General features: G+C 42.6%; 12 protein-coding genes. 1 reads left to right on the top strand and 11 read right to left on the bottom strand.

The features are described from left to right. The 10 genes from PN499_RS16135 to PN499_RS16090 all read right to left on the bottom strand — a co-directional run. A partial coding sequence (locus PN499_RS16135; protein WP_272033064.1) for a tetratricopeptide repeat protein occupies positions 1 to 2,004 on the bottom strand: 2,004 nt, incomplete at its 3' end. Beyond that, a complete protein-coding gene (locus PN499_RS16130; RefSeq protein ID WP_272033062.1) occupies positions 2,005 to 3,333 on the bottom strand; it encodes a P-loop NTPase fold protein in 1,329 nt (442 codons plus the stop codon). A gap of 138 nt (positions 3,334 to 3,471) precedes the next feature. Further along, positions 3,472 to 3,876 (bottom strand): type II toxin-antitoxin system VapC family toxin, encoded by a 405-nt coding sequence (locus PN499_RS16125; protein WP_272033060.1) that lies wholly within the window; start codon positions 3,874 to 3,876, stop codon positions 3,472 to 3,474. Next, positions 3,873 to 4,100, bottom strand: coding sequence for a DUF2281 domain-containing protein (locus tag PN499_RS16120; RefSeq protein WP_272033058.1), 228 nt, complete (start codon positions 4,098 to 4,100; stop codon positions 3,873 to 3,875). Before PN499_RS16120 ends, PN499_RS16125 begins: the two co-directional genes overlap by 4 nt. Positions 4,101 to 4,148: 48 nt before the next feature. Next, positions 4,149 to 4,508: a hypothetical protein gene (locus tag PN499_RS16115; protein WP_272033056.1), complete on the bottom strand. Its 360-nt coding sequence runs from the start codon at positions 4,506 to 4,508 to the stop codon at positions 4,149 to 4,151. A gap of 9 nt (positions 4,509 to 4,517) precedes the next feature. Continuing rightward, on the bottom strand, positions 4,518 to 4,883 hold the full coding sequence (locus PN499_RS16110) for a papain fold toxin domain-containing protein (RefSeq protein ID WP_272033055.1): 366 nt from the start codon (positions 4,881 to 4,883) through the stop codon (positions 4,518 to 4,520). A 113-nt stretch (positions 4,884 to 4,996) separates the two neighbouring features. Beyond that, complete coding sequence (locus PN499_RS16105; RefSeq protein ID WP_272033053.1) at positions 4,997 to 6,766, bottom strand: SulP family inorganic anion transporter; 1,770 nt, start codon at positions 6,764 to 6,766, stop codon at positions 4,997 to 4,999. An 82-nt stretch (positions 6,767 to 6,848) separates the two neighbouring features. Beyond that, on the bottom strand, positions 6,849 to 7,262 hold the full coding sequence (locus PN499_RS16100) for a DUF6691 family protein (RefSeq protein WP_272033051.1): 414 nt from the start codon (positions 7,260 to 7,262) through the stop codon (positions 6,849 to 6,851). Further along, a complete protein-coding gene (locus PN499_RS16095; protein ID WP_272033049.1) occupies positions 7,259 to 7,687 on the bottom strand; it encodes a YeeE/YedE family protein in 429 nt (142 codons plus the stop codon). Before PN499_RS16095 ends, PN499_RS16100 begins: the two co-directional genes overlap by 4 nt. Positions 7,688 to 7,698: 11 nt before the next feature. Next, entirely contained in the window at positions 7,699 to 8,403 is a 705-nt protein-coding gene (locus PN499_RS16090) for an MBL fold metallo-hydrolase (protein ID WP_272033047.1), read from the bottom strand. Positions 8,404 to 8,823: 420 nt separating this feature from the next. Here PN499_RS16090 and PN499_RS16085 point away from each other — a divergent pair, with 420 nt between their 5' ends. After that, entirely contained in the window at positions 8,824 to 10,137 is a 1,314-nt protein-coding gene (locus PN499_RS16085; RefSeq protein WP_272033045.1) for an NAD(P)/FAD-dependent oxidoreductase, read from the top strand. Between the two features lie 291 nt (positions 10,138 to 10,428). Here the strand turns inward: PN499_RS16085 and PN499_RS16080 are convergent. Next, a partial coding sequence (locus tag PN499_RS16080) for a zinc-binding dehydrogenase (RefSeq protein ID WP_272033043.1) occupies positions 10,429 to 11,030 on the bottom strand: 602 nt, incomplete at its 5' end.

Genomic DNA, 11,030 nt, shown 5'->3' with positions numbered 1-11,030 from the left:
TGCGATCGCAGTTTCGAGATTCTCAGCTTTGTCTCCCTTGATTCTCTGACAGTAGGCAGTTGCCAGATTATTTTGCGTCTTGGCCCAATCTTGGGGAAAAGCTTTGCGGGTGTGAACTTCTAAGGCGGCAGTGTAAGATGCGATCGCAGTTTCGAGATTCTCAGCTTTGTCTCCGCTAATTCTGTTTCTGTAGGCAATTGCCAGATTATTTTGCATCATTGCCCATTGTTGGGGAAAAGCTTCGCGGGTGTAAACTTCCAGGGCGGCGGTGTAAAATGCGATCGCAGTTTCGAGATTCTCAGCTTTGTCTCCCCTGATTCTCTGACAGTAGACATTTCCTAGATTATTTTGTGTCTGAGCCCAATCTTGGGGAAAGGCATCGCGGGTGTAAACTTCTAAAGCAGCAATGTAAAATGCGATCGCAGTTTCGAGATTCTTAGCTCTCTCTCCCCTGATTCTATTAAAGTAGGCAACTCCCAGATTATTTTGCGTCATTGCCCAATCTTGGGGAAAAGCTTCACGGGTGCGGACTTCAAGAGCGGCGGTGTAAAATGCGATCGCCATTTCAATATTCTGAGCTCTCTCTCCCCTGATTCTACTAAAGTAGGCAACTCCCAGATTATTTTGCGTCCCTGCCCAATTTTTGGGAAAAGCTTCACGGGTGTAGACTTCGAGGGCGGCGGTGTAAAATGCGATCGCCATTTCAATATTCTCAGCCCTCTCTCCTCTGATTCTTTGACGGTAGGTAGCACCCAGATTATTTTGCATCCCTGCCCAATTTTGGGGAAAGGCTTCGCGGGTGTAAACTGCTAATGCCGCAGTGAAAGATGCGATCGCCATTTCGATATTCTTAGCTTTCTCTCCCCTGATTCTGTTTCTGTAGGCATTTCCCAGATTATTTTGCGTCTGAGCCCATTGTTGGGGAAAGGCATCGCGGGTGTAAACTTCTAAAGCAGCAGTGTAAAATGCGATCGCTGTTTCCAAGTTACTCGCACGATCTCCTTGAGGATATTCTTGGTAAAGATTACCCAGTCGCACCCAAACAGCGGACTCACGTAGGCGATCTTCCAAACTCCTAGCAATTTCTAAAGACTGCTGATATAGGTCAAATACTGGTTCCCACAATCTTAAGTCATAGTACATATCACCTAACTGTAACAAAGTGTCAGATTGCGCCGTGCGTAAGTTCAATTTTTCTTGTAAGGCAAGTGACTTATCAAAGAAATGAATTGCGCGATCGATCTCCTGTGAATAATCCTGTGCTTCGTGCGTCTTTACCCGATTTGCATAAGCATTAGCAACTCGATTGTATAGGGTTGCTAATGCAGGAGTTTCCATAGCTTGTTGCTCCAGGTTTTCCACCTGTTCTAACAGTTCCTCTAGCGGTAAAGTCTCTCTTCTCTCTGTCTCAATCAAGAGAGAAATTTCCTCAGTCTTGTTAAGCACATCCCTTTCTTGCACCGCAGGCGCTACAAATCGAAATACGCCACTCCGCCAACTCCAAAAATCGGGCGCTTCCATACTCAAGCGACTCAAAATCTTTGGCGTAACCCAAAGTACGATCGGATAAGGAAACTCCCGCAATCCCTCCCGCGTCCATTGCAAATAGCCGAAAAAACGGCTTAACTCAGACTGATGATTAGAGTCAGCATTTAACGGTGAGCTTGCCGAATCCGTTGATGCAATCTCCATCAAAGCTTCCGTTCCGGTTACAGTAATCGCGGCTGATTCCTGGGGGATTTTTAGCTTTGGATAATCCTTAACCAGTTGCTCCAACGCCGCTCTCAAGCTAGGTTCCTTTTGATTCAAAACCGCACGATAACAGGGGATAGTAGGAGAAAGTTCTGCCTCGTAACGATTAATAATCTGGGTTTGAAAATCTCCAGGTTGACAGGAGGCAATTAACAATGACAATACACCTTGACTTGCTTCAATTAAAGAAACAAGACCATCGTAACTATCCTCATTGAGCGATCGATAGTCTGCGATCTCACTGTTAAGCATTTATGTCACTCCGATTAACCCACGTTTCTGTAATATTTCCTGAACTACGGGATGTACTCCAAACCACAAATCATCGTTGCGGTATTCTAGGATGTAGAGCGTGTGCAATAAATCTAGGAAATCCTGATCCATCCCATCTTTGGGTAAATAATTTTGGTATACATCTACTAGAATTTGATAGCGGTTTTCTCCAAGGGGTTCTGTTAAATTAATCCGATATTCTGTAATAGCATTTTTCAAAATTTCAGACGTGATTATCAAATCTTGCTGATCTGGTGTGCGACGTAACTGCTTCAAACATAACCCACAGGACTGACTAGCCAAACGAATAAATTCTCGCAAGGCTCCACCACTTTTGACGATCATCATTTGAGTTGCTTCTGGTTCAATCAAATCTTGGGGAAGTCGCTTGTAAAGAATTTGCTCAAATACTTTTACAGCTTCTTCAACAGGAGAGGCATTTGGAACTCTATCTTCTCCACGCGGAAACAACTTTGTCGCCCACATGGATTGAATCTTATTATTGGTAGCATTATGAATAATTCCTCGCAACGACAGATCTCGTGTCGCTGCCATTGGAATTGTATAAATAATCCGAAACTGAGGCTGAAATAATGCACTAATATTATTTCGATAAACACGATCCACAATTTCTAGATCGAGTTTATCAAGATCGTCAATCACGACCATAATTTCTTGTCCACACGCCGCTTGAATCGCACTAGCGATATCGTTAATACGATCGATCAAATCTGAAATTCGTCTTGCAAACTCAGTCGTAATTTCTTCACGAATCACAGAGTTTGCCTTTAAAGTTGCTTTCAACTTAGCAAAGAATTTCACAAACCAAGCATTTACACCAGCTTCTCCACTTGTTTCTAGCTCAATGCTAGAATCAAATGAACTTCCCTCAGTTCGAGTATGCTTACTAAACCACTGATAAAAAGCTTTTTTGGTTTTAGAACTAATTTTTATATGGCGTTCTTCTGCTGCTTCCATAAGCTGTACTGCCATAGCAAACAAAATATTCACATGATTTACATCTGACATTTCAATCAGGTCAGAGATGGAAAAAAACACTACAAAGTAGCGATTTTTCGTGTGCTGGCAAAATTGACCGAGCAAAGTTGATTTGCCTGAGCCACGATGACCCGTAAAAATGATTTTGTTATTGTCCGGTGAGCAATCTTCAACCAAATGCTCCAATTCTTCTAAAATCTCAGTGCCATATTCCACATGAAATTTATTCAGTTTTTCTGGGGTTTTCAAAGGAAGTAAGTCAAGATTCTTGAAGGCTGTTCGGAAGGATTCTAGGCGGTCGTTGGTCATAAGGTATATATGAGGGAGTAGAGAATCACACTGAGATTTATTTTATCATCATTGATGGGTGGCCAGAAACCGGGTTTTTGCGAGAATCTTCGTTAGAGGCGAAGAGATGGGAAAAAACCCGGTTTCTTCTCTTCATATTTACCAAATTGTCTGAATAGTAGTTAAAGCTTGAATTTTCCCATCGCGAGTGACTAAGGGAAGATTCAAAGATAAAGCAGTAGCAGCAATAATCCTATCTGGCATATCAGGCACTACATCGCGGGGAATCTGACGCAAAGTTTGTGCTATGATTAAATCCAGAGGGACTATTTCTAACCCAGTCCCCGCATCAGATAAAGCATTAATTAACTGCCCAAATGCCTCTTCTGGCAACCGATACCTTTCCACTAAATAGCCAACTTCTACCACAGAAATCGCGGAAACATAAATCGGATAGCTTTCTGCTAATGCGGCATCTAAAGCCATCATTGCTACTGGAGATAATCGAGTAGTCTCTCGCAAATACCAGATAATTGTATGAGTATCGGCGACAACGGCTGTCATAAAATATCCTCCCTCGGGAAATTGCCCCACATTTCTTTTCTAGCTTGGGCGATATCTTCTTCCGTAATCTCCATATCTAAATTAGCCCACATTCCTTTGACGCTTTTTAGAGGTTTTCTCGGAAGATTTTTTTGTTGAAGAAATTCAGCAAAATCTAAAACTTCTTGCTGCTTATCCGGGGGCAATGCCCGCAACTTATCTAAAACAGCTTGTTCTAAATTCATCGTTTATTTTCCTCTGTAATTACTCGCAAATAATCTTAACACCCTTGACTATCCAGTTATTAGATTACCGACTTTTTCCTTAACTGGCTCTACTTCTGAATAGCTATCTCGCTGCAAAAACTCATCAAGCAACTCATAAAAACGATAAAATGCTCGTTCTTCATTGTTAGTATAAAACTCGATTATTCTTGCCCATGAACCTGATGTTGATACTTGATATCGCTTTTGCAACCAGGGTTGAAAGTCTCCATAAAATTCCATTTCTTTTTCTGTGGGTTCAACTCCCAATTCGCGTCTCGCAGTTCTATAACCGACTATAAACATAAAAAGATCGCTTGCAGAAGCTCGTCCGATATACATTCCTGGTTTTGCTTTAATTTTCTCCAGAATTTCAAAAAGTCCGCTCATAAAAATCTCCTAGTCAAAGTTTTCTAGCTCTTCCACAACAAACCCATCGCTGGGACAGGAAAAATCCTTCACCCACTCTGTCCTAAACATTCCCTGTGTTGACAGATTATCAAACACTCGTCCTCGAACTTCAACACCGTAGTGAGTACCGTTTTCTGTGATTGATTCACCCAATCCTTTTTGGAGCATACGTTCGCTCAAGATAAAGTCTTCATCATCAAACCTTGTTTTCAGTCTGAGTAACTTACCCGCAATTCTATTTTCTGCCAGCCATTTTAACACGGCTTTGGCACACAAATCACATTTAAGGATATCGTACTGGCTGACGATCGCACCAATCTCTCGATAAATCTCCTCATCTGAAAAATCGCTCACTTTCCCGCGCTCCTGTGCTTTCCCCTCTTACCTTAATTTCTGGTGATTAAATTTTAGCATCATTGGTGGTGGCCAGAAACCGGGTTTTTGACCGAACGTGCTTAAGCCCTGTATTATACACATTCCAAAGCTTGCATTGCTTGGTCAGTAGTTAAGAAAACATGATCTTTCCCTAACTCCTCCACAAACCCAACCTTTAATAATCCATCCATCACCGGCCCCTTGACTTCAGACATATAAAATTCAATTCCCCGATTATTCAAGTCAAGAATCAAACTTTTGAGCGTTTCCAAAGCACTCCCATCAATCGAATTTACCGCACTACATACCAACAATAAATATTTTACCTCTGGGCGATTGCTCACTGCTTTCAGTAAGTAATCTTCCAAATATTTAGTATTCACAAAGTAAAGACTAGCATCAACGCGAACGGCTAAGACATGAGGACAAGTTTTAACTTCATGGCGCAAAACATTGCGAAAATGTTCGCTGTTTCCAACTCTACCAACAACGGCGATATGCGGTTTGCTAGTACGCCATAAATGTAATAAAATTGATACCGCAGCACCGAACAAAATACCTTTTTCCACACTGGTGAATAATACTGCCAGAAATGCAGAAATCCAGGCGATCGCATCAGCTTTGTTATACACCCACAAGCGTTTCAGCGTGGCAATGTCGAAAAGACTACTAACAGCCATCACAATAATTGCGGCTAAACAAGCTTGTGGTAAGAAGTAAAATAACGGCGTTAAAAACATGACGGTAAGCGCCACAATCAAGGCCGTAATCATTGATGCTAAAGGAGTATTAGCATTAGCAGAAAAGTTCACACCCGATCGACTTACACCACCTGCAACCGGATAACCACCCGTCAAAGCGGCACTAATATTTGCGGCCCCTAAAGCTATAAATTCCTGGTTAGCATTAACTTTTTGTCTTCTCTTACTAGCCAAAAACTTACCCACTGAATAGGCTTCCATGAAGCCGACAAAACTAATCGCCAACGCCGCCGGAAATAATGTAGCAATTGTATTGCCATCAAGCACCGGAAAAGTGAAAGAAGGTAAACCTTTGGGGATATCACCCACAACTTTTATCCCCGCAATTTTATCCAGATGAAAGTACCAAACAAGCAACGAACTACTAATTACCAGCAGGAGAGGCGCACTTTTAGTTAGTGGCATAATTGTTAACTCTTGAAATCCGCGTTTCTTGAGTTGTTTACCCAACCATTTTGGGAAATAGACTAATATGAGAATGCCGATCAATCCCAAGGATAGAGTGAACCAATTAATTGCACTAATTCCTTTGGCTAGATAAGTTAGTAACTGGATAAAAGATTCTGTTTGGGGAATTTTCAATCCTAACAAATGCTTAACTTGACTAAAACTAATTACAATTGCCGCCGCACTAATAAAGCCAGAAATCACTGCTTGACTGAGAAAATTTACCAAGAATCCTAACCGAAAGACCCCCATAAAAATGTCGATCGCACCAATCATTAATGCTAGCAATAATGCCAATCCTAAATATTGGGGTGTATTCTCAGCAGCTAGGGGGACAATTGCCGCCCCAACCATCAGCGAATCCAATGCTACGGGCGCAACCGAAATCAGACGACTGGTACCAAGAAAGGCATAAACTAATAGCGGCAAAATACTAGCATATAGCCCAATTTGAGGAGGTAAACCTGCTAATAAAGCATAGGCCATCGCTTGGGGAACTAGCACAGTGCCAACAACAATTCCCGCAGTAATATCGCCTACCAAATACTCCGGTTGATAGTGTAAACCCCAATCTAAAATCGGAAAAAAGTGACTCCATTGATCCAGCCATTTTTGCTGCTGCGATCGTCCAACCATTGTCTTTTGATTAAACATTTCAGGTAATTAAACTATGAATTAGTCAATGTTTCTGGGCTAGCATGAACCATATTATCCAGTGGTTACACTCCTATAAAAATCACTTGTCAGATAAGTTTTTATAGGTCAGCGAACCTGCAATGAACGCTACTAAAAACAAAATAGGATTCCAATTACCCAACACTAAAGCAGTAATACCTGGCCCTGGACAGTATCCACAAATTCCCCAACCGACACCGAAAATAGCAGCCCCAATAACTAAAGATTTGTCGAGGTCTTTCTTAGTTGGTAAATGAAATTGGTCAGCAAATATTGGCTGAGGACGACGCAGCACAAATTGGAAGGCAATTACTGTCACCGTGACTGCGCCACCCAAGACAAATAATAAGGTTGAATCCCAAGCACCAGCCACATCCAAAAAGCCTAGTACGCGATCGCGATCGATCATCTGCGAAAGCCCTAGTCCCAGACCAAAGAATACTCCTGACAATAACGCGATTAGCTGCTCTTTCATATACTCAAATGCAATACGTGACGGACAACAAAAACTGTCAGAATGGCAGTAATCATAAAAGTCAGAACTGCCACTAGCGATCGCATTGACAATCGACCTAACCCACAGACTCCATGACCGCTAGTGCAACCGCCGCCCATTCTGGTGCCGAAACCAACCAGAAAACCCCCGATCGTCATTGCCCAAGGAGTAAGTGCAGCGGTGGGAGTTGGTTGAGGTGCTAGTCCATATTCGTAAATCACGCCGCCCAGCAACATACCCACAATGAATATCCACCGCCAGACTTCCTGTTTAGAAAAGGCGATCGCACCATTGACAATCCCGCTAATACCAGCAATTCGACCATTAAATGCTAGTAATAGGGTGGCACTTAACCCAATTAAAATGCCACCAATTAAAGCAATAAACCCGTTCAAACTTTCCACTTTCTAAGTCCTCAAACTTCTGCCATTACAGGTGTCTTTCCACATTGTTGATTAGCTGGCACTGCTTCAGCAATTTTTTTCGGATTGGGCAAATTTAAGTTATTCATTTGTTCGATAAAAGCCGCCTTAATTTTGCCAACAAACCGGGGATTATATAGCTTTTCTTCCCCAATTGTAGAAACCAGATTTCCTCTGTAATCGTGACCGGGATAAACTAAGGTTTCATCTGGGAGAGTAAATAATTTTTGCGTAACGTGGTCGTACATTAAACCCGGATTCCCGCTTTGAAAATCAGTCCGCCCACAACCACGAATTAACAGAGAATCTCCAGTCAGCACTCTGTCTTGATTGACTAGGTAAGAGTTATGGCTGTCGGTATGTCCTAAAGTCGCGATCGTTTTAATTTCAACCTCGCCTAGCTTTAAAATTTCCCCGTCTTTAATAAAGCGGTTAGCACAAACAGCTTGGGCATTTTCTGGCACTATGCCATCACAACCCGTGATTTCTCGCAACTTACCCGTTCCCGTAATGTGATCGGCGTGAATGTGAGTTTCCAAGCAATAGCGCAAAGTTAATCCTAATTCTTGAATTAGCTTTAAATCACGTTCGACTTGCTCGATTACCGGATCGACTAAAGCTGCTTCTTTGGTATTTTCATCAGCAATTAAATAAGTATAAGTGCTGGTTTCGTTGTCGTACATTTGGCGAAATAACATTTATATGACTCCTTGTAAAGTTTTTACCTGTTTGAGGGAATGTCTGGCGATCGCGATCGCGCCCCCAGACTCAGCCTGAGAACTACGTTTAGGACTTGGAAAGAAGGCTCTGTCTCCTTAGCTTTCAAATATGCCACGCGAGGAGTACATATTTATAGCTGCCTATATTGCTATATAGTAAACTAAGTTGTACAATTTGACAATAGCAACAAAAAAAGTTAGCGGCGGGGGTAAGTAGATTTACTCAACAGGACTTACGCAAAAAAACCCGGTTTCTTTGACAAATCATCGCTTTTTTCGAGAGATATTGACGCAGAAACCGGGTTTTTGGCCTCGCGTGCGTAAGTCCTGCTTAACCTGCTAGAACCTTATCGACTAACAAAGCGATCGGTCAACCTATTTTCAAAGAAAAAACTACTTATGATTACCTCAACATCCCAACAATCCCAGACTCCAGCTTTGTCCGCAACCCCCGCCATTACTAAAAAACTGCACCACCAAATCGTTTTCATTGGAGGTGGATCTGCCGGACTTACCACCGCTTCGATGTTATTGAAAAAAAACAAATCTCTAGATATTGCCATTATCGAGCCATCGCACAAGCAGTATTATCAACCAGGTTGGACGATGACAGGCGGCGGAGTATTTCAAATTGAGGATACAGTCAGGGATAAAAAAGATTTTATTCCTCGACAAGCGACTTGGATCGCAGATCGAGTAGTTAAATTAGACCCAGAAAATAATGCGGTTCTCACGCAAGAAGGCATCCTGGTTGAGTACGATTACTTAATTGTTTGTCCCGGCATTCAATTGGACTGGCATTTAATTAAAGGCCTAAAAGAAGCGCTCGGAAAAGATGGTGTTACTAGCAATTATGCTCCTAATTACGCACCTTATACCTGGGAACTAATCAAAAATTTTCGAGGGGGAAACGCTCTCTTTACCTTTCCCAATACTCCGATTAAATGTGGTGGTGCGCCGCAAAAAGTCATGTACATGGCCGATGATATATTTCGTAAATTAGCAGTCCGTCAGCGCACTAACGTGATGTTTCTTACGCCATTAACTAAACTATTTTCAGTACCAGAATATTCAGCAATATTAGATAACGTTGTCCAAGAACGACAAATTGATGTTAAGTTCCGGCACAATTTGAAGGAAATTAACGCTGAAAACAAAGAGGCGATTTTTGACGTTTTTGATGAAAATGGTGATGTTGTCGATTGTGTCACCCACAAGTACGAAATGATTCACGTCGCACCGCCCCAAAGCGCTCCTGACTTTATTAAACAAAGTCCTTTAGCCGTTCCGGGTAATTTCTATGGCTGGGTAGATGTAGATAAATATACCCTCCAGCACAATCGGTATCCCAACGTATTTAGCTTAGGAGATGCTTCTTCGCTGCCAACTTCTAAAACGGCAGCAGCAGCACGCAAACAAGCCGTAATTGTTGCTAAAAACTTGCTGAATTTCATAGAATCCCAACCATTATTACATAAGTATGACGGCTATACTTGCTGTCCTTTAATCACTGGCTATGGCAAGACCATCATGGCTGAATTTGATGGTTATAGCGGTATAGTGCTTTCTAGTTTTCCCCTCAATCCGATAAAAGAGCGTTGGATTATGTGGGAAATGAAAACTTTTGCTTTGCCTTGGATTTATTGGAATCGGATGTTGAAAGGAGAGCAGTTTGAAGGAGATTACATTAAGTTTATCCAGTGGAAAAAGTAACAGGAATTACGCAAAGAAACCGGGTTTCTTTGGGTGATATGGTCGATCTCGTTGCTACTATAGCAACCGCCACAACGCTTAGGACATTCTCGATCGCCCAAACCATTTTTAGTATTGCATTTTCCTCCTGCCTCAAGCCGAACTCCCTCCTGCTACTAAGTAGTTGGACATAAATAAACGCAACCATGTCATTGCGAACGGTAACGATAGTGAAGTGAAGCAATCGCCGGGGTTTGGGATTGCTTCGCTGGGCTCGCAATGACATTATTTATTTTTGTCCAACTATGCCATCTATGCAGCTTGACCGGGCTTGAGCACTATTTTGATACAGTTGTCTTTCTTGTGCTTAAAAATTTCATAGCCCTCTGGTGCTTGTTCTAAAGGTAGACGATGGGTGATCACGAACGATGGATCGATTTCGCCGTTTTCGATGCGATCGAGTAAGGTCTGCAAGTAACGATGTACGTGGGTTTGACCCATCTTGAATGTCAAGCCTTTGTTCATAGCAGCACCCATCGGCATCTTGTCTATAAAGCCGCCATATACACCAGGAATCGACACCGTACCACCTTTACGACAGGCAACGATCGCCTGTCGCAGTGCGTGAGGGCGATCGCTTTCTAAACGCACCGCTTGTTTAGCTTTGTCATACAGTCCCTCCAGACCCATACCGTGAGCTTCCATTCCGACTGCATCCATCACCGCATCGGGGCCGCGCCCCCCCGTCATTTCTTTGAGAGCTTCCCCTACCTCGATTTCCTCATAGTTGAGGATTTCTGCTCCCCCATCTTTCGCCATCTGAAGGCGTTCGGGGACGCGATCGATCGCTATCACTCGCTCTGCACCAAGCATATAAGCACTGCGAATTGCAAATTGCCCGACGGGGCCACAGC

The organism is Kamptonema animale CS-326 (assembly GCF_028330895.1).
In the GTDB taxonomy this organism is placed as follows: Bacteria; Cyanobacteriota; Cyanobacteriia; order Cyanobacteriales; family Microcoleaceae; genus Kamptonema; species Kamptonema formosum.
Note: the sequence above shows the minus strand (reverse complement) of the source record. Positions and strands in the feature narration are given on the sequence as shown.

Excerpts from the sequence above, each read along its gene's own strand:
- PN499_RS16130 (WP_272033062.1), bottom strand. The coding sequence starts at position 3,333 with ATGACCAACGACCGCCTAGAATCCTTCCGAACAGCCTTCAAGAATCTT.
- PN499_RS16125 (WP_272033060.1), bottom strand. The coding sequence starts at position 3,876 with ATGACAGCCGTTGTCGCCGATACTCATACAATTATCTGGTATTTGCGA.
- PN499_RS16120 (WP_272033058.1), bottom strand. The coding sequence starts at position 4,100 with ATGAATTTAGAACAAGCTGTTTTAGATAAGTTGCGGGCATTGCCCCCG.
- PN499_RS16115 (WP_272033056.1), bottom strand. The coding sequence starts at position 4,508 with ATGAGCGGACTTTTTGAAATTCTGGAGAAAATTAAAGCAAAACCAGGA.
- PN499_RS16105 (WP_272033053.1), bottom strand. The coding sequence starts at position 6,766 with ATGTTTAATCAAAAGACAATGGTTGGACGATCGCAGCAGCAAAAATGG.
- PN499_RS16100 (WP_272033051.1), bottom strand. The coding sequence starts at position 7,262 with ATGAAAGAGCAGCTAATCGCGTTATTGTCAGGAGTATTCTTTGGTCTG.
- PN499_RS16090 (WP_272033047.1), bottom strand. The coding sequence starts at position 8,403 with ATGTTATTTCGCCAAATGTACGACAACGAAACCAGCACTTATACTTAT.
- PN499_RS16085 (WP_272033045.1), top strand. The coding sequence starts at position 8,824 with ATGATTACCTCAACATCCCAACAATCCCAGACTCCAGCTTTGTCCGCA.